The 19,977-nt window shown below is 51.5% G+C and carries 15 protein-coding genes; all 15 read right to left on the bottom strand.

Annotation, left to right across the window (positions count from 1 at the left end):
* Positions 1 to 168 precede the first annotated feature (168 nt).
* The 15 genes from ccsA to BLQ36_RS13670 all read right to left on the bottom strand — a co-directional run bounded on the left by ccsA (position 169) and on the right by BLQ36_RS13670 (position 18,839).
* Positions 169 to 2,268, bottom strand: a complete 2,100-nt coding sequence (gene ccsA, locus BLQ36_RS09185; protein WP_074515308.1) for a cytochrome c biogenesis protein CcsA — start codon at positions 2,266 to 2,268, stop codon at positions 169 to 171.
* A 13-nt stretch (positions 2,269 to 2,281) separates the two neighbouring features.
* Positions 2,282 to 2,653 (bottom strand): cytochrome c maturation protein CcmE, encoded by a 372-nt coding sequence (locus BLQ36_RS09180; protein WP_074515307.1) that lies wholly within the window; start codon positions 2,651 to 2,653, stop codon positions 2,282 to 2,284.
* Complete coding sequence (locus BLQ36_RS09175) at positions 2,650 to 3,306, bottom strand: cytochrome c biogenesis protein (protein ID WP_074515306.1); 657 nt, start codon at positions 3,304 to 3,306, stop codon at positions 2,650 to 2,652. Before BLQ36_RS09175 ends, BLQ36_RS09180 begins: the two co-directional genes overlap by 4 nt.
* Positions 3,307 to 3,329: 23 nt before the next feature.
* Positions 3,330 to 4,001, bottom strand: coding sequence for a heme exporter protein CcmB (locus BLQ36_RS09170; protein WP_074515305.1), 672 nt, complete (start codon positions 3,999 to 4,001; stop codon positions 3,330 to 3,332).
* A complete protein-coding gene (locus BLQ36_RS09165) occupies positions 3,973 to 4,602 on the bottom strand; it encodes an ABC transporter ATP-binding protein (RefSeq protein WP_074515304.1) in 630 nt (209 codons plus the stop codon). Before BLQ36_RS09165 ends, BLQ36_RS09170 begins: the two co-directional genes overlap by 29 nt.
* 3 nt (positions 4,603 to 4,605) lie before the next feature.
* The gene (locus BLQ36_RS09160) at positions 4,606 to 5,286 is read right to left on the bottom strand and encodes a Crp/Fnr family transcriptional regulator (RefSeq protein ID WP_074515303.1); all 681 of its coding nucleotides are present in this window, start codon (positions 5,284 to 5,286) and stop codon (positions 4,606 to 4,608) included.
* 198 nt (positions 5,287 to 5,484) lie between these two features.
* Entirely contained in the window at positions 5,485 to 7,119 is a 1,635-nt protein-coding gene (gene hcp / locus BLQ36_RS09155) for a hydroxylamine reductase (RefSeq protein WP_074515302.1), read from the bottom strand.
* Between the two features lie 189 nt (positions 7,120 to 7,308).
* Positions 7,309 to 7,830, bottom strand: a complete 522-nt coding sequence (locus tag BLQ36_RS09150) for a hypothetical protein (RefSeq protein ID WP_074515301.1) — start codon at positions 7,828 to 7,830, stop codon at positions 7,309 to 7,311.
* Positions 7,831 to 8,026: 196 nt separating this feature from the next.
* On the bottom strand, positions 8,027 to 9,736 hold the full coding sequence (locus tag BLQ36_RS09145) for a HAMP domain-containing methyl-accepting chemotaxis protein (protein WP_074515300.1): 1,710 nt from the start codon (positions 9,734 to 9,736) through the stop codon (positions 8,027 to 8,029).
* Between the two features lie 259 nt (positions 9,737 to 9,995).
* A complete protein-coding gene (locus BLQ36_RS09140) occupies positions 9,996 to 11,705 on the bottom strand; it encodes a methyl-accepting chemotaxis protein (RefSeq protein WP_074515299.1) in 1,710 nt (569 codons plus the stop codon).
* Between the two features lie 272 nt (positions 11,706 to 11,977).
* Positions 11,978 to 15,370, bottom strand: coding sequence for an ATP-binding protein (locus BLQ36_RS09135; RefSeq protein ID WP_074515298.1), 3,393 nt, complete (start codon positions 15,368 to 15,370; stop codon positions 11,978 to 11,980).
* On the bottom strand, positions 15,345 to 16,013 hold the full coding sequence (locus tag BLQ36_RS09130; protein ID WP_074515297.1) for a DUF4194 domain-containing protein: 669 nt from the start codon (positions 16,011 to 16,013) through the stop codon (positions 15,345 to 15,347). Before BLQ36_RS09130 ends, BLQ36_RS09135 begins: the two co-directional genes overlap by 26 nt.
* Positions 16,014 to 16,018: 5 nt before the next feature.
* Entirely contained in the window at positions 16,019 to 17,458 is a 1,440-nt protein-coding gene (locus tag BLQ36_RS09125) for a DUF3375 domain-containing protein (protein WP_180364855.1), read from the bottom strand.
* A 33-nt stretch (positions 17,459 to 17,491) separates the two neighbouring features.
* Positions 17,492 to 18,256, bottom strand: a complete 765-nt coding sequence (locus tag BLQ36_RS09120; protein WP_074515295.1) for a TSUP family transporter — start codon at positions 18,254 to 18,256, stop codon at positions 17,492 to 17,494.
* A gap of 286 nt (positions 18,257 to 18,542) precedes the next feature.
* Positions 18,543 to 18,839, bottom strand: a complete 297-nt coding sequence (locus BLQ36_RS13670; RefSeq protein ID WP_412582888.1) for a flagellin — start codon at positions 18,837 to 18,839, stop codon at positions 18,543 to 18,545.
* Positions 18,840 to 19,977 lie beyond the last annotated feature (1,138 nt).

Raw genomic sequence — 19,977 nt, 5'->3', positions numbered from 1 at the left:
CGCTCCCCTCCTCTCACTTACGACAATTATATCATTAGTCAAATTAATATGATGTTGCTCACGCAACCATTTGTCAGACTTTTTAAAACTTATAAAAATTATTTCCTAAAAAAGGTCCGATGACTCGAATAAAAGCCATCGGACCTTCCCTACTGCTAAAACTATTTTCTATTTTCTAACCGCCGCCAACGTACCAACACAAATCAGTACACTGCCGAGCCACAATAGCCAGATAAATGGTTTGGTACTGACACTGGCCGTTATGGCCTGTTGTGTCTCTGTTTCCATCGATGGCAGGATTTCCAGCCGGGCCTGTTTTTGGTCAGCAGATATGCCGGTCAAGCGCAGACGTTTGTTCCCTCCAAATACGTCGACCGGTTTCGAGGTGCCACCCTCCCGCGTCGCCTGTATCACCGGCTCAACGCGCTCAATCGTATCACCATCCGTCACGGCAATGACCGCCCTGACGAGCATCCTGCCGTCCCCCTGGTCCTCAATGGCCGCCCCCTCATAACGGTAAGCGTAGAGATCATCCATGTCCATCCGGCCGTATTTCAGGATGAGCTCCTGACGGCCACTGTCCTTGGGCGGCGTTGGCGCGATATAAATATCTCCCGCCAGCGTCTTATCAATAGCCGGTTCCCGGGCGGCATCTTCGCCGTTGGCATGAAGTTTTGTCAGCGCGCGTATTTCACGGCCATCCACCGTATAGCGGTAATACTTAGCACTCATATCGTCAGCAAACTGCTGTCCCTTAAAAACAATCTCATGACCATATAGTGTCACCGGTTCATCGACTCTCAGCTCCTGGGAAACAGTCTTGCTGCCACTGCCCGCCAACACAATGGCCAGCAGCGAAATCCCCAGCCCAAAATGCGCCACCATGCCGCCGAGTCCCAACGCTTTCTTCCGCCAACTCAACACCGATGCCGCCGCCCCTAGAACTGCCGCCCCAGCCAAGATGACCGGAAAAAACTGACGGATGCCAACCAGCCAGGAAACCACCAAACCTGCGGCAAAGAAAATACTGAGCATCCTGCCCGCCATGACTTTGTTGCTTTTCCCATAGCGGCGCAGGCAGGCCAAGGCGATACAAACCATCATGACAATTGCCAGCGGCATTGTCGTACGCACATAGAAATCCGTATCCACAGCGGCAGGCTTACCCACTAGCTGAGTCAAGAGCGGCATGGACATGCCAAGGAAAATAATAGAAGCCATAAAGACCATCAACAGCGTTCCCAACAAGATGATAAACTCACGGCTGTCATAACCTGGATACATTTCCCCCTTCGGCAGCTTATTCACCCGTACCGTAAGGAGCAGCAGTCCGCTTACGAGAACAATGGCGTTGACCACGGCAATCGTCAGGCCAATGCTCGTACCACTGAAGGAATGCACCGAAAAGTCACCAAGGATGCCGCTGCGGGTCAAAAAAGTACCGTAGAGCACCAGCGAAAACGCAAACACCGCCGCCAGGTGTACCATGGGAAGGACCGCCTCACGGACTCTGGCCACCCGCAGAACATGGACAAAGATGCCCGCCACAAGCCAGGGAACCAGCGAGGAATTCTCTACAGGGTCCCAGCCCCAGAAACCGCCCCAGCCCAGCACTTTATAGGCCCAATACCCACCGATAAAGATGCCCGCACCGAGGAACGCCCAAGCCACTAATGCCCACTGGCGCGCCTGCTCCAGCCACTGCTTCGCCTTTTGATTCTCTATGAGCGCCGCCGCACAATAGGCAAAGGGAACAGCCAACAAGGCATAGCCAAGAAAGATAATCGGCGGATGAATCGCCATCCATGGGTCCTGCAACAGCGGGTTAAGCCCGATGCCATTTTCCACCACAACTTCCTGGGGCAAAAACGGACTCTTCGCCATAACCAGAAATGCCAGCATCGACTGCAGCAGCATATACACCGCCATGCCTACAGGCGTGAGCCGTTGGCGAAAACTCAGGATAACACCTGCACCCGCATGAATCAGCAGCCACAGCAGAAACGACCCCTGCTGGCCAGCCCAAAATGCTGAGAATTTGTACATGGCCGGAAGTTCCGCCGAGGAATAACTGGCCACATAAGCAATCTCAAAATGATTGCCGAAAATAAGCCACATCAAATAGCTGCTGGCACCAACCGCCCCCACCAAGGACAACAGCGTAAAAACTCGTCCCCAGCGTTCCATGCCCCCGTTACGGGTGGCATAACAGAGCAGCGCGCCTAACGCCAACGCCAAAGTAACTGCTAAAGATATCGTCCCTATCAACAGAAACTCCCTCCTACTTCTTCCCTTGTTGTTCGTATTTCGATGGACATTTTATGAGCAGTTTATCTGCCTGAAACGCGCCCTCCTTATACTTACCTACCGCCACAATATGATGCGCCTCATCAAATTGGTCTGGTTTCAGCCCATGATAACGCACAAGCATCGTCTCCCCTGTATCTTCATCACGAAGCGTAAAGACGAAATAATCCCCTTCCATATGCGGCACCGCTGCCGACTCAGCCAGCAAACCTTTGACCTGTACACTGCCTGCAGTCTTCTGCGCCTCAGCAATACCGACATAGGGCGTAACGGAATCCACAAAGCTGTAGCCAGCATAGCCAAGAAAAGCCAGAATAAGAATCCCCAACAATATTTTACGGTTCATGCTGCTGCCTCCCTATTCTCCCGGCTGATCCTTTTCTGCACCAGCCAGACATAAACCAGCGTTGCATCCAGAAGACCAACCATCAATGTCATAAACATCACCGGCTCCATCGCAAGGGAACCACTGCCATTGATGACTGGCGATGGATGCAGCGAAAAAAACAACCGCGGGATGACAAACACTAAAAAGGGCACCGTCAAAAAAGAAAACAGGGCATATACCGCCGACACCCGTGCCCGGCGATTTGGCTCTGGCATAGCCGCCCGCAACGTAAGATACGCCCCATAGATCAACAGCAGCACAAAAATTGTCGTCTGCCGCGGGTCCCAATTCCAGTAAGCCCCCCAAGTCAGCTTGGAAAAAATTGCTCCACTGACCGTTGCCAATACGACAAAAATCAATCCCAATTTTGCCGACGCGGCACTTAGCGCATCAAAACGCAGCTCCCGCCGCCGCAGATAGCCTGCACCCCAGCCGGCACTCATAAAGAATGCCAACACCGACACCCAGGCTAAAGGAATATGGAAAAACGCAATGCGCACATAATTTCCCAGCCCTTGGGCTGGCGGCACCACCCAAAAGACCAAATATAACAACACCAAGGTCAAAGAACCAATAGCTGCCAGCAAAACATTTCCCTGTTTCAAGTTCATCCCCCCATACTCCAAGAAGGCATTCAGTCTTCATACCAAAGATAATCAAACAAAAGCGAAGCACCCACAACCAGGATAAGGTCGTAAAGCCCCATCCCCGCAAGGTATGAAATCGCCCCCTCTCCGCCGCCAAAAGAGGCCGCCGAAAGGGAAATAGCCGGCAAAAATACCGGCAAAATAACCGGCAACATCAATATCGAAAACAGGCTGCTGTGGATATTCGCTCCCGTCGTCAACGCTGCCACCAATGTACCTGCAGCGGCAATGCCGCCACAGCCCAACAACAAAACTCCCACCAAAAGGCCTGGCACCGTAACCGTCACATCTAAGAGCAGCACGAACAATGGCGTAATAAAGGTGGCCAACACCACCATAAGGAAAAACGTATACAGCATCTTCCCCATAAGCACTGCCTGTGACCGGCCATAGATACGCAACGCCAACAGAGTCCCAACCGTGTCCTCATCGGCAAAGACTCGGTCAGCGCCGGCTAGTGAGGCAAAAAACAGGATAATCCACAAAAGCGCTGCCAGCAGCCGTGGCTCCAGCATTCCCCCCTGCATTGCCATACTGACACAAGCCAGCGTCGTAAGTGCAAACATAAGCATCGCCGCCCAAGCGGCTTTAAAACGCAAACCAGCCACCAGCTCTTTCCGGAAAACGAGTTTAATGCCCTGCCAAATGGATTGCTGCATCAGCTGCCGCCTCCTCCCGTTCGTCGTTAGTCGCCCAGCATACCAGTCGGCCCTCGTCAGCCGCCTGGCGGGCTTCACGGACGATCAGTTTCCGGCCAGCCATATCGAGATTGGCCCCTGGCTCATCCAGCAGCCATATATCAGCCCCCGAGGCCAATAGCACTGCCAGCTTCAGCCGCTGGCGCATACCAGTCGAAAATTCACCAGCAAAGGCCGTACCGATTTCTTGTTCCCGCAACTCCACACGGTTGAGCAAAGCCCGATACGCGATCTCATCCAGCGTTATGCCCCTAAGCCCCAGCAAAAAATCCATATTTTCCCTGGCCGTAAGGCGCGGATAGAAACGGAGCTCCGGTGTCACCATAGCCATGCGGCGGCGCAGGCTGTCCCCCTTCAGCGCCCTGCCATCTGCCGTGACCACTACGCTGCCCGCCGTCGGCAGCAAAAGATGAGCAGCCAATTTCAACAGCGTTGATTTCCCGCTGCCATTTTGACCAGTCACGGCTACCACCCGTCCGCTGGCAAGCTCTGCCTGAAGCGGGCCAAATATCGTCCGTCCATGAAAGCATTGTGTAACTGCCTCAAATCGTATCGTCACCATAGCTCAGCACCCGATCCGTTCTTTGTTAAGCTGCAGCCAATCCTCGCCAACCAACAGGATCCCTTCGTCCTTCATCGCTGCAATTTCCCGGGTCAGCGCGCTGCGGTTGCACTCGATTTCCTTAGCGAGTTGTACGCGTCCGGGAACCTTTACCCGCTCACTGCTGCAGCGCCCTTCCCGCTGCAGCAGATAAACGATCAGCCGCTCGCGCAGCGTCTTCTGCGATAACAACTGGATCTTTTCCATCATCATGACATTCTTGCTGCAAAATGCCTCCAACAGATTCCGCATAACCAAGCCATGGGTACGCCCCAGCTTAGGGCCAGCCACCAGCAAGGATCGATACGACACCCAAAGCACAATCACATCAGTAAGGGTCTCAATTGACGTATTATTATTGGACTGAAACTCTGGCAAAATCGCCGAAGCACTGCCCATCATCGCCCCCCGTTCAAGGTTATGGCCAATGGATTCATTGCCAAAGCGGTCTTCGGCAATAACCTGTGCCTGTCCCTCGACAATCACCCCGATATTCCCATTCGGCTCATAGGCCTTTAAAATCCGCGTATTCTTGGCATAACGCTTAACCGACGCGCCAGTACTCACAATAAAACGCTCCACTTCTTCAACCGAAACATCCCGGAACAAGGGCAACTCCTGTAAGTCCAGCTGATAACCTTTCATTCCATCCCCTCCTCATTGCCGCTGTAGTTGGCCTAATTATAGCACTTATAATCACATGCTTATGTTGCACCAGCAACTCTTTACCCCCATTATTCTCCTTACTCCCACAAAATCCTGCTTTGGTCATCTGCACAAAAAGGCAGCCCATTACCATGGACGAAGCCACAATAACAGGCTGCTTATTTCCTTAGGCTGGCCTTAGCCAATCATCTTTTTGATATCTTCCTCTACCGTCGTAATGCCGCCAATGCCGAAGTTCTCTACGAGAACTTTAGCCACATTGGGAGACAGGAAGGCCGGCAGCGTCGGGCCGAGGTGAATGTTCTTGACGCCGAGGTGCAGCAGTGCCAGCAAGACGATAACAGCTTTCTGCTCATACCAGGCGATGTTGTAAGCAATCGGAAGTTCGTTGACATCATCAAGGCCAAATACTTCCTTGAGCTTCAAGGCGATGAGGGCCAGGCTATAGGAATCGTTGCACTGGCCGGCATCGAGGACCCGCGGGATACCGCCAATATCCCCGAGATTCATCTTAATATACTTATACTTGGCACAACCAGCCGTCAGGATAACCGTATCCTGGGGCAGAGCTTTGGCAAACTCAGCATAATAGTCACGGGACTTCATGCGGCCATCGCAGCCAGCCATGACAACAAATTTCTTGATGGCACCAGACTTAACGGCTGCAACGACTTTATCGGCCACCGCAAATACCTGCTCATGGGCAAAGCCGCCGACAATCTGTCCCTGCTCGAGCTCTTCCGGTGCTTCGCACTGCTTGGCCATTTCGATAATCGGACCAAAATCCTTCGTACCATCAGCTTTAGCGGCAATATGCTGGCAGCCCGGCACCCCCGTTGCTCCCGTCGTAAACAAGCGGTCCTGATACGATGCCTTCGGCGGTACTACGCAGTTGGTGGTCATGAGAATCGGGCCATGGAAGGCTTCGAATTCCTCTTTCTGTTTCCACCAAGCATTGCCGTAGTTGCCCGCAAAGTTCTCGTATTTCTTGAACTTCGGATAATAATGGGCCGGCAGCATCTCGCCATGGGTGTAGACATCCACCCCTGTGCCCTGGGTCTGCTCCAAAAGCATCTCCAAATCCTTGAGGTCATGTCCCGAAATCAGGATACCCGGATTCTGGCGCACGCCAAGATCAACCTTGGTAAGTTCCGGATTGCCATAGGTCTCCGTATTTGCCTTATCCAAGAGGGCCATGCCATCGACGCCCCACTTACCCGTTTCCAACGTCAATGCCGTCAGATCGTCACCGGTCAGGCTGTCATCGAGGAGTTTAGCCAGTGCCGACTGGGCAAAAGCATCGATTGCTTCGTTTTCATACCCCAGCACATTGGCATGTTTCTGATAAGCCGCCAACCCCTTGAGGCCATAGGTGATAAGTTCACGCAGGCTGCGGATATCCTCATTTTCTGTTACCAGGATACCGACCTTCGCGGCTTTGGCGTCAAACCCGTCTTCCGTATCATTCCAAAGGGCTGCATCAGGCAGATTCTCACGGTTCGCGAGGCTTGCCAGCAATTCCGTTTTAACGACCAAAGTATTTTTGATGCGTTCTACGATTGCTTCACGGTCAAAATTAGCATTGGTAATCGTCACAAACAGATTCAGCGTAATCTGATGATTGACCTCTGCCGCCACTTTCTTCCCTTCAGCGCGCAGGCGCGTCGTAACCGCAGCCAACCCCTTCGTCACATAGATCAAAAGATCCTGCATCGCTGCCACTTCCGGCTTCTTGCCACAGACACCTACCTGCGTGCAGCCCTTGCAGCCTGCCGTTTCCTGGCACTGATAACAAAACATCTTGTTTTCCATAAAGTATCTCTCCTTTTCCTCCGTTTGCTTCGGAACCATAATACCCAAACCTTATTATTTGCTCTCTTCTTGATATGACCAATTATAGCGGAGCCACTGCGCCCAAGCTGTAACATTCGCTACATAGACAGGAATCCCGGCACAAAAAAAAGACCCTCTCCCAAAGGGAAAAGGTCTTTTTCTGTTTTGTCACGCACCAATATCGATGCTACCCCCCGCTTGTTTTTGGAAATCCGAAAACTGCGTATAGGCTTTTTGACGAGCCTGCATGATTTGCGCATTGACTTGCTGGAAACCGCTCTTGCCAAGATTCGTTTCCGTTCCAAAATTCGATACACGCGTAATGTCAGCTGTCGCTTTCATTCCCTTGGACAGGTTTTGAGCACCCTGTTCCGCATCGGCTTTGATCTGCTGCTGGAACTTACTGGACCCCAACTTGGTCTCATTGCCAAAGTTCGAAACTTCGTAATAAGACTTGCTGCGATCCATCAACATAGCAGTCTTGCTTTCCCCAATGTCGATTATCGTGGAGTTGGCACGCTGAAAAGCACTACTGCCTATTTTCGTCTCATTCCCAAAATTGGAAACCTTCGTATACGAAGCCGCTGCCTCACTATGCTCCTTCGCTACCTGTTGTCCCCTCGCGGTTACCTCGCGGTTCATCTGAGGGAAACTGGTCAGCGTCGTGATGCTAACCGCCGATATACCCATGATTATCCCTCTCTTTCCTTGTACATTTCCTTAATCCATTATTCAATAGGTATATTTTTCTATCTATATTATAATATTACTTTCCTCGTTTTTCAACCGTTTTGTTATCTGTTTTAAATTGTTTTAATTTGTTTATATTTTTGAAAACGGGCCTTTCTCCCTGGCCATGCCAAGAAAAAACACCCGTTAGAAGTTATTAGAATTTGAATTTTGCCAAAGCTTCCTGCTGTTTCTGTGCCAGCAGTGCTAACGAATCACTTGCCGAAGCGATTTCTTGAGCCGAAGCCGACTGTTCTTCCGTGGCAGCCGATACAGCCTGCATCTCCGATGCAACCTGATTACTGTAACCACTGATGTTTGCCACCTCTGCCGTAATCGCTTTCGACTCAGCCGCCATAGCTTCTACCGCCTCATCCACGGTTTGGATCTGCTGCGATACACCATTGACCAGGCCATTGATTTCGTCGAACATCGAACGCAGACCTTCAACGGAACGCGCCCCAGCGACCACCGCTTCGCGGCCATTCCGCATCGAATCAACGGCATCCTCCGTATCGCGCTGGATGTCCTTGATAAGACGGGCAATCTTTTCCGCCGATTCCTGGGATTCATGCGCCAATTTGCTGACCTCTTCCGCAACTACCGTAAACCCGCGGCCATGTTCACCGGCACGAGCTGCCTCGATAGCGGCATTAAGCGCCAACAGATTCGTCTGCTCAGCAATACCGGCCATGGTATCCACGATTTCGCCAATTTCCTTCGAGCGTTCGCCCAGGCGGTCAACAACTTCTGCTGAACCATTTACCGTTTTTTCTACACTGCGAATCTGTTCCACCGATTCACCAATAGCCACCGAGCCATCAGCAGCACGGCGGGCAGCCGATGCCGAGTTATCCGCCACTTTTGCCGACTGGGACTTGACATGGCTTACTGCCTGCTGAACCCGCTCTACGGACTCGTTGCTCTTAACCACAGCTTTCTGCTGATCTTCCACCGAGTTCACGACATCCGAAGCCGACTGTGCTACCTGGGTAGAAGCCTGCGCTGCCTGATTGGAACTTGCCGTAAGTTCCTCAGAAGAAGCTGCCAGCTGCTCAGAAGACTCGCTGACATTACGCATAAGCTTCGTGAGTTCCCCACGCATCTGCGCCAGTGCTGTAAGCATCTGTCCCAATTCATCGCCACGATCTACAATGCTCTGGCCAGCCGTACGGAAGTCCCCACCACGCATCTTATTGCAGGCAGCTACTGCTCTTCCCAAGGATTCCGTAATGTCACGGATGATGATAACCGAGAGGCCGCCCAAAATGGCAAACGCCACCAATACGAGAATCGTAGAGAATGCAATCTGCTGACTATTTCTAGCCTTGATATCATTGTTCAGGTTCTCTGCGTTTTCATCGGCCACCTGGCGCAAGCCCTGCAAGCTCTTGAGCAGATCTTTAACCGTCGTATCCTCAATCTTTTTGTACGCTTTCCAAGCCTCATCCTGCTTGCCTTCAGCCACCAGATTTTTGACGTTCTGGACTTCCTTCATATACTTCGCCCACAAAGCCTCGGTATTGGGGATTTCCGCAGCTGCACGCTCAGACTGCATACCGATGACTTTATACTTGGCCCAGTTCTCTTCGTATTTGTTGATACGCTCTGCCAAGGCATCTTCAATAGCCTTATCTTTCGGATCTAGGATATGTTTGACGACGTTCATCTGAACACCACGCATCAAGCTCATCTCCGAACCCATCCAGCGCGTAGCTTTCAATTTGCTGCTATACATGTCTTCGATATCATCGCTGGCCTTGCTCATTCCCGTATAACTCGAAATGCCAAGTGCAGCCATACCAATGATTCCCACCAGTACCAAGACCAGAATCTTGTGCCCCATCTTAATGTCTTTCAATCTCATTTTCTCACACGCCTTTCTGCAGTAGTCCGTACATCCCAACTCGTCCTCTGCCCCCTGTTAGTCCTGTTTTTTCCCAAAACAGTTGTATTGCCAATTTTAAGGGAAAACAAAAACTATTACAAGCGTAAACCTGTACAAAAGTCCTATTTTACCTATACGAAAAAGTTATGCTAATTATTACATATTACTCTAACGATAAAAAGCTGCCGTCTCATAAACGCATGAGACGACAGCTTTTCTACTATCATATATCGTATTTTTAGAATTTGAAGTAAGACAGCGTTTCCTGCTGTTTCTGAGCCAGCACTGCCAGTGAATCACTAGCCGAGGCAATTTCCTCAGCCGAAGCGGACTGCTCTTCCGTTGCCGCCGATACAGCCTGCATCTCCGAAGATACCTTATTGCTGTAACCGCTAATGTTATTTACCTCACCCATGATGGAGTTGGCTTCCTGCGTCATTGCATCGACCGCTTCATCAACCGTCTGAATCTGATTCGATACGCCCTGGACAAGGTTGCTGATCTCATCGAACATCGACCGCAGTTCCTCAACGGAACGAGCCCCTGATACTACCGCTTCACGGCCATTCTGCATTGATTTGACCGCCGCATCGGTATCCTGCTGAATTCCCTTGATGAGCTGAGCAATCTTTTCTGCCGATTCCTGCGATTCATGAGCGAGTTTGCCCACTTCCTCCGCTACTACCGTAAAGCCACGGCCGTGCTCGCCGGCACGAGCAGCCTCGATAGCGGCATTGAGTGCCAAAAGATTCGTCTGCTCAGCGATACCTGCCATCGTATCAACGATTTCACCGATTTCTCGCGAACGCTCACCCAAACGATCGACTACCTCAGCCGAATCTTTTACCGTCGACTCCGCACTTTTAATCTGCTCAACCGAATTGTCAATCGACACCGAACCAGCAGCAGCCTGCTCAGCAGCTGAAGCAGAATTGCCTGCTACCATGCGCGACTGTTCCTTGACATGAGCCACTGCACTCTGAACTCGTGCCACCGACTCATTACTATTGGCTACGGCCTTTTGCTGATTCTCGATCGTATTGACAACATCGCCCGCCGACTGAGCCACCTGAGTCGATGCCTGAGCGGCCTGATTCGAGCTGGCCGTAAGCTCCTCCGACGACGCAGCAAGCTGTTCGGACGACTCGCTGACACTACGCATGAGAGCATTGAGTTCCTTGCGCATAGCAAACAGGGCATTAGCCATTGCCCCGAGCTCATCGCCACGGTCAACGTGATTTACCCCATCGGTGCGGAAATCACCTTTCTTCATCGCTTCGCAAATGGCAACGCCGCGATGAAGCGAGCTCGTGATATCGCGGATAATAACGACGGACAAACCAGCGAGCAATGCCAGTGCCACCAAATTCACCATGAAAGAGAATTTGATATGGCTGGTATTGCTTTCCTTGATTTCGGTGTTGAGAATATCTGCATTATCATCAGCTACCTTGCGCAGAGCCTGCTGGCTCTTGAGCAAATCCTCGGCCGTCGTCAGTTCGACCTTGCGGAAATACTTCCAGGCTTCCTCTTTCTTGCCTTCCTTCACCAGGCGGCGGGCTTCCTGCACCCCCTGCTTGAATTCGTTCCACTTGGCTTCCGTATTCGGAATCTCCGCTGCGGCTTTATCGGCCCTCATTCCCAGCGGTCTATATTCACTCCAATAGCTTTCGTACTTCTGGATATTTACATCAATCGATTCCTCTACCTTGGCATCGCCCGGTTCTAAGATATACTCGACGGTACTTACCTTAACCGCACGCATGAGGCTGATTTCAGTACCGAGCAAACGAGTGGCCTGCAATTTGCGACTATACATATTGTCAAGATCATCACTTGCTTTACTCATCCCCTGATAGCTCGATAAACCGAGAGATACCATACCAATGATACCGATAATTACCAGTACCATAATCTTGTAACCAATACGAACGTCTTTTAATCGCATTCCTTCACTCTGCCTTTCTCTTTACTAACGATCTTCTTATCCCCAGGATCTTTTTCCTACATCCAATTGTTTTCACATTCCAAAAAACAACACATCGTTTATTATACTCTGCGCCAGCCCCCCCCACAATGTTATAATCCTACAATATTTAGGACTTTTGTCGGTAGGAATCTACATTACGCTATTCTGAAAACTATCACTTTTCTTATCGATGTCATTTATATTAAAAAAGGCATCCCATAAATGAGATGCCTTAAACCTGTTGCTATTCTTCACTTCTTTCTGGTATGCGCTATTTTTTCTGCCTGCAATTGTTCTATCGTCAAATTTCGCAAATAGGACCTATGCTCCTCATCCTTTTGATAGACAAAGCCCACATGACGCACAAAGGGCTCAATCGTCGCAATCTTTAAGAGAGGCGTCACTACCAGCAGCTGCAAATCCATTTTGCGGAACAATTCGAGGCCAAAACGAGCCGACTCATCCGAACTTTTGAGGAAGGCTTCATCGATAACGACAAACCGGAAGGATTGCTCACCGGCCCGCTTGCCTTCAAGACCAAAGTTATAAACGATACTGGCCGCCAAAATCGTATAGGCAAGTTTTTCCTTCTGTCCCCCCGACTTGCCGCCCGAATCCGTATAATGCTCGTATTCGGCATCGGCCCCCGGGGCTGGGTCACGCCAACGCTCCGAGGCCGCAAAGGTGTACCAATTGCGCACATCGATGACTTCACGCCGCCAACGGGCATCGATTTCCGTATTTCCTGGCCGTCCCTGCAAGCGTTCTAATATCCTTGCCACCTGCTGGAACTTCTGCTCACTGTAGCTGTCATCCCCCGCACCTGTCAGGGCATCCTCGGTGCAAGCCCGCAAATCCCGGCAGAACTGCTGTATCGTATCGCTTACCGCATGACTGCATTCAATCTGGATATAACGCCCCTCATTGTAGTCAATCTCCGCCAGCGAGCGATTGATTCGCGCAATGCGGTCTTCAATTTCCTGGCAGGTATTTTCCAAATGAGTCTGGAACAGGGCTATCTGGTTGATGGTGTTTTCCCGTAGCAGTTCCCGGAAACGGCCCTCGAATTTTGGCAGATCATCGGTGCGCAGGCGGTTGAGCAGGGCGATATAATCCGCAGCTGCCTCGGGAGAACAAAGAAGATCTACACTCGCCTCCGGCCACTGCTGCCGGAATCCCGTCATCAGCCGGGCAAGCTCCTCGCCATGATGGCGAAGGATCTCTTCCTGCTGATGGCCTTCGTCTTGGAGCCAGGCACCAAAACGGGCCTGCAATTTCTGCCGGCTGGTCAGGTCAAAGGTCTGGTTGGGCAAAGCCTCTGCCATATAGCGTTCCAGCAGCGGATATACCTTAGACTGCACCTCGACAGGCGTCTCATTCATCAGCTCAGCTTCTACTAGCATCTGTTCCCGGGTACCACGGCAGCGCTCCTGAATCCGGCTGGCTTCATCCCGCTTGGAACTTACGTCCTGCTGGCAGCGTGCCACCTGACGAACCAGTGCCTGCTCTTCCTCCTGAAGTTTGCGGTAAACATCGTTCTTTTGCCGCAGTTCTTCCACCCGCTGCTGAAGTTTTGCCAGCTGCTGGATCAGCGGCGCAATGTCAAGCTCCTGAAAGCTCTGAACCTGACCGGCCAGCATAATGGCATCTTTTTCTCCCTGCAATTTTTTCTGCGCCGCCTTGTTCTTGTGCAATTTCTGCTGGAAGAATTTCTGCTCTTCGCGAATGTTCTCGCGCTCCTCCTGCAAGGATTGGATTTTGCGCAGGTTGGAAAAGCCCAACACATAGTCACGGCGGTTATCGAGGGCCCGGCGATCATCCTTTTCATGACGACGGCCGTTAATCTTGACCTGTCCATTGCGGGTCAGGGCAAACTTAGCCTGGCGGAATTCCTGCATGGTCTCACAGCAGGTATGACGAAACCGGGTATAGAGCTCACTGCTCAGCCAATTGCAATAGGCCGACTCTTCTTTTAGCTGCAATTTGCGGCAGGCGGCATCCTCAGGCAGAGTTTCCATATCCACGGATTCTACATAGTCCGAAACGCGGAAATACACCAATTTCACATGAAGATTGTGTTTCTCCATCCAGCCAGCGACCTCACCGTAATGGGCATCGGAAATCAGCAAAGAAATGCCAAAGCCATGAAGTAACCGCTCCAAGGCGCCTTCCCATTCGGCTTCCGTTTCCTTGACGGCCATAAGTTCCCCGGCAAAAGGCATCTCATCTTCCGCCAAGCCCAGGTCCTCACAGAGCTGTTCGCGGATCTTGACATATTTATTCGGGATATTCGATTTGCGCTTTGCCAGCGATTCGATTTCCTCCGTCAGCTGCGTTTCCAGCGCCACGGCCTCTTTGCGATTGGCTTCGATGGCACCACTGTCGGCCATCAAGTCCTCCAGCTCCTGCTCGATGGACTGCTGCCGTTCCTGCATAGTCTGCTGATTCCTGCGAAAAGTCTCCGCTGAGGAGGGCATAGTCAGCGCCAGCAAATCAAGCTGCTGCTGATATTTTTCCCGCACCAGTTCGCACTGGCCTTTTTGCTGCTGGCAAAGTTCCAGCTGGTGACGCACCTCGTCCAGCTGCTGGCCGCCATTGCGGGCCATTTCCCGGCGGACGCCGTCCAGCTGCTGTTGCAAGCCATCACAGGTGCCTTTGGCATCCTGCCAGGCTTTCTGCAGTTCGGCTAATTTGACCTCGGACTGCTGCAGCATGCTCTCCTGGACTTTATAAGCCTTACCGGCAAACCAACTGGCCAAATGCTGCTGCATGACGGCATTTTCCTGTTGTTTCCGGCCGGCTGCTGCATATTCCTGACCGAGTTTTTCAATGGGCTGCAGGTATTTTTGCTGCTCCCGGGCCCGTTCCACCGCCTGATGTGCTGCTTCCAGGTCATGGTACTGGCGCAGCATGACCTCGACCTCCTGCTCCGCATCCGGCACTTCCAGCATGTTTTGACGAACGAAGCCCGTGAGGCTGTCGACTTTCTTCATGGAAATCGTCTGTTGGAACAGATCCATAGCCTGAACCTGACGAATGCCGAAAATCTTGCGGAATTCATGACCGTACTGGGGATAGTCGTCAAAGGTCTTAATAAAGGAATCCCGTTCGAGCTGCTTGCGGAAGGCGCGCATATCGCCGCCAATAGCCGAAAACCGCTCCGTTATCGACAAGGTCTTCTGGGCCAGCACGTAGAAACGCTTCGGCGAAGCCGCCGCCTCGTCAGGGAACCAGAATACTTGCGCCAAGGTCACCGTGCGGCCAAAGTTCCGGTCCGAAAACACCCCCAACACGACGCTGTACTGGTCTTTGCCCCGCAGCGCTTCTGGACGGCCGCCGCCATCTTCGGTGCGCTTCTGTCCATAGTAACCGCGTACGTAGGAAGCCAGACTGCGCTCCTTGGCACTTGCATCAGCAGCCTTGTTGTAGGTCACTTTCCGCGGTGGCACCAACAGCGTGATGATAGCATCCACCAGTGTGGACTTGCCTGAACCAACGTCACCGGTGAGCAGCGACGTGTCCCCGGACAGTTCCAGCGTCCAGACCTTCTTATCAAAGGTACCCCAATTATAAACCTCCAAGCGCTGCAGGCGGAAGCCGAGGGGGATGTCTTTTAGCTCAGTCGTCGTCTCGAATAAGTTCATCCATCATCTCTCCTTCCTCCGTTTCCTCTTCTGCCCGCTCGTCATGACGGGACTGCCCGTACTGTTCATAAGCCTCCAGTTTCTGGGCAAAATCATCCAGCCACTGTGCATCCACAAAGTTGCGCAAAATCGGCCGAACTTCGTAATCCGTATCCTTGCCCTTGATTTTCTGCAAAAAGCCCATGCGCACAGCTCCCCGCACGAGATGCTCCACCGACTGACGGTATTTCATCTCATTGATTTGCACCGGCAAAAAGGGCTCCATGCGGCGCAAAATATCCTCAAAGCTGATGACGACGCGGTCACCACCAGCTGCCCGGTCATACTCCGCCAAAACCTTGCGCAACTGTACCAACAGCATCGACAGATTATAACTAAGCGGATAGCGCGGCACAATATGGGGAAGCCCACTCCCCTCTTCCTGGCGCAGGTAGGCGTATTCGTCAAGCTCATTGATGATAAGCTTAAGGCCAATGCGGCGGAAATAGTCCCGCAACTCCGTCTGACGGCCTACAATATCCTGCCACAGGGCTTCATCCCGGCCACGGCTTACAATTCCCTTGAGCAGCATGATTGCTGCCCGTGAAAAAGCCTGCTCCTGGGGATTTTCTCCCCTATCGGCTGCAGTATTATCCAAATCCATATCCTTTATTTCCTCCGAAATACGACTCGATTACAAACGGCGATAAGCTTTTGCCCATCGCGCTCAAATAAAATGCGCTCCAGCGCACTGCTGTCAAAGGCCTCCGCTTCCTCATGGCTGGCCAACACCAAATAGCCCAAAAGCTCCGGCAGTCCCTGCTGCAGAGGATGTACCGCCAGCACCTCAGACAAGGTAACCTCCGGCCTCTCAGCCAAAAGGTCGCAAACATTTGCCTGCAGCTGCTGCCGGTCGACAATAACCTGATTGAAAATAGCCGACAACTCACCATCTTCCCCATCACCTGCCTGCAAGACAGGACTTACGAGTTTAGTCGCCTGGGGTGGGGCAAAGAGTCGGCGTTCCATGGGCAGCTGCACCGCGGGGGCAATCTCCCGGATTTCCGTAAAATCACCATTGGGCAGCTGACCGCGCTGCTCCACTGCCTTGGTTTCGATTCGCTGAATCAACTGATAAATCGTCCGCTCTTCCTGCAAATAAGCTTCATCGACATAGCGACGCAGCTGGGCTGAGAGCTGCCCCAGCGTCTGCTGTACCGAACCGGCCGCCCGCACCCAATCCCGGTTGATGGCCATGAGGGGATGCTCCGGCAACAGTTCACGGATAGGCTCTGCTTTGCTGATCTGCGCCATGGTATCGCGGAAATCCTCCTGCTGCTGGGACAGCATCAGATAACGCCAAAACGCCATAAAGCTTCGTCCCTGCTCCGATTTGCGGATAATATCGCTCTCATTAAATATCTTTTCCAGCAATTCGCCCTTACCCCGAGTCCACTTGACCACATCGTCCTGAACCTTGCGGGTGAGCTCGCGGAAGTTCTCCTCCACCTCACGGAAGTCGGCCAATATTGCCTGGGCCGTATCCTCCGCCTGCAAAAAGCGCTCCTTGACCTGCACATCATCCAGCTGCGGCTTTACTATCCCGCTGGCCTCGATTTCCGCCAGCTCCGCCACGATTTTTTTCTGCTGTTCCTGAAGATACGCCTTGCGGTGCTCCACATCGGTATCCGTTTCCCGGGCAATTTCATGCAGCAGATTAAACACCGTGCGCAGCCGCGACTCCGTACCGACAAAGTCCTGCTTGTGCAGACTCACCAGCCACTCCACAGCCTTCTGGGCTGGAGCGGTCAGGTCATAATACCAATCGTCATGATATTCGTATTTTCGCAGCCAGCCATGCTCCGTATCGGACCATATCTCCAAATAATCCTGAGGAGCACGCCCAAACGCTTCGCCAGCCGTCTGCCGTTGCGCATCGTAGAGGAACATATCCAAATGCTCCAAAAGTTCCTGGGCCTCAATGCCACGGCGCTTACCGGCAATGAACTCCCGGTAAAAAAAGGCCGCAATAAACGCAGCCTGGTCGGCTGTAAGTAACCGCCAGGCTGCGTTATTCATGCGCAGATTGCGCAGGTAATCATATGTCATATAATCCGGTATCCCGGCCAAAACCATCGCCCCTTATTTGAACAAATCCAACAACTGCTTGCCAATCAAAATGGTTGTCATAACGATAAACAGCGGCCGCACATATCCCGTTCCCCTGGAAAGCGCCATACGTGCGCCGCACCAAGCCCCCACAATCATCGACAAGCCCATGGGAATCGCATAGGAAAAATCCACTAACCCAAAATACGTGAAAAGCACCGCCGCCGAAATATTGCTGGCAAAATTCAGCGCCCGGGCATTGGCCGCCGCTCCGATAAAGTCAAAGCCCACCAGCAAAAAAGCAAACAGCAAAAACGAGCCCGTCCCAGGGCCGAAAAAACCATCGTAAAAACCAAATAAAAATGCCACAAGACAGGAAAGCATCAGCAGCCGCGTGGACATGCCTGCATAGTGATTTTCCCGGCCCCAGTCCCGTTTGGCAATACTGTAGATGAGCACCGCCACCAGCATGACCACCACCAGGGGCCGCAGAATATCCGAAGGTATCATGCGAACGGCCAGCACACCTATCCCCGAACCAATCAGCGAAATAGGAAACAGCCGCTTAATCAGCCACATATCCACCTTGCCCGACTTCACAAAGGTCACAAAACTCGTAAGGGCCCCCATGACAGCAGCCGCCTTATTCGTTCCCAGCACGGTTACTGGCGGCAATCCTGTCCACATCAGCGCCGGAATCGAAATAAGTCCGCCGCCGCCCACCACCGAATCGATAAACGAGGCCATAAAACCAAAAAACACCAGAAATCCCAGCGTCTGTACATCCAAAAACTCCATTCCCGCACCTCAATCCGTATCAATTGATTCCAGCCCTTATTATAGCAGAATGCCCTCCATTAAGGAACTGCGATGAACAAGATTCCAAAACAGCCGTATCAGCTTTATCCAGCAGGCGAACGTTCAGGCTAAGGATGTAACAACGGAACAGATGCTTTAGGAGCATCAGGGGCGTTAAGCGACAAATAGAAGGATTAAAAGGTATTCGTCCGAGCCCAATTAGTAAGTCTCACAGTATTGACAAATACACCTGCACGTAACAACAGCTGGTGTATCGCTCCATTAATTATCCCTGTAACAAACTCAACACACTACTGCTGTTTTGATTGGCCTGCGCCAGCATTGCCTGTGCCGACTGGCTCAAGACATTATTCTTAGTATATATTGTCATCTCCTTCGCCATATTGGCATCGCGGATTACCGACTCAGACGCCTGCGTGCTCTCACTGGCCACCGTCAAGTTATCAATAACAAAAGACAATCTGGTCTGATATGCCCCCATCCGCGTATTTTCATTAAGCGAATACTCCAAGGCATCATCAAGTTTTGACAACGCCTCCAACGCTCTCTCAAAAGGGTCCATCTGGATATCCGAAATCCCCATAGTATCCGTATCCATACTATTGATAAAGATGCGAAGATTTTCGTTGGCCTTAGTTCCCGTATGGATAATTAATCCCGGATATTCTTCCTCACGTTCCTCACCATGATAAATTCCATTTTCATCTACTGTTCCATCATCATATTCGTAAACATTTCGATTCGTATACAGCGACGAATAACTCCTGCCATCGATATTAAATGCTTCCCCATTTACAGTAGCGCCGCCATCTGTCCATATAGTTGCCCCAGAACCAGCCCCTGCAGAAAAATTCCCCTTCGATGCCGTCGCAGTCTTTGTCGCCAAAAAAATATAATTTGCTGTTATCGCAACACGTCCCGAGCTTGCCCTATCCAAAGTAGAGTGCCCAATTGATGCGCCTCGCCCATTGCTATCAGTTGTTATTTTTCCATATATCTTATGCGCAGAAATCTCGATATTTCCGCACGATGCCTCCATGCCAGCTCCCACGCCAGCCCCATGGCAAGTGCCCACCCGTATTTCATCTACATTTTTTATCGTTATATTGCCAAAACTGCTGCCAACCCCTGCACCAATGGCCGCCCCCCATTCAGACCATGCCTCCAGATAAGACAATCCAGAAATCTCCAAATTCGCATTTGAAGACTCAAGGGCATCTGTTCCAATAGCAGCCGCCCGGGTATTTCTTCCGCTTCCTCCATCTTTCATTACTGCCGTAAGTTTACTATCCTCACCTACTCCATGAATGGCCAAGCCGCCCCCCACATGTATAATCGCCACATAATCACGAATCGAGTATTTTTCATCCCCATTATCGCCCCCAAATATGATTACCTCATTGCGAATGCTTAGATGATTACCTGTTCCCGTGAATTTCACGATGTTATTGTTTTTTTGCCCAGTTGTATCATAAAGACCATATGCTTCACTCAGCTCGGTTGTTCCCCCTGCATTGGTTATCTTTACATCATCCAGCCACAAATTGGCCCCCGGCTGCGTACATTCGATGGCCACACCATAATGAACATCCGTAGAATGTTCCTGGACAATTTTCACATTGGCAGCATTGATTGTGATTCGCCCTTTATAATTCTGCGGCATCATATAAACGCCGTCTTGCGAAATCGTATAATCGCCA

Origin of the sequence: Selenomonas sp. WCT3, assembly GCA_900100835.1 — a bacterium.
Lineage (GTDB): Bacteria > Bacillota > Negativicutes > Selenomonadales > Selenomonadaceae > Selenomonas_A > Selenomonas_A ruminantium_E.
This window is presented reverse-complemented; position numbering and strand designations above follow the sequence as displayed.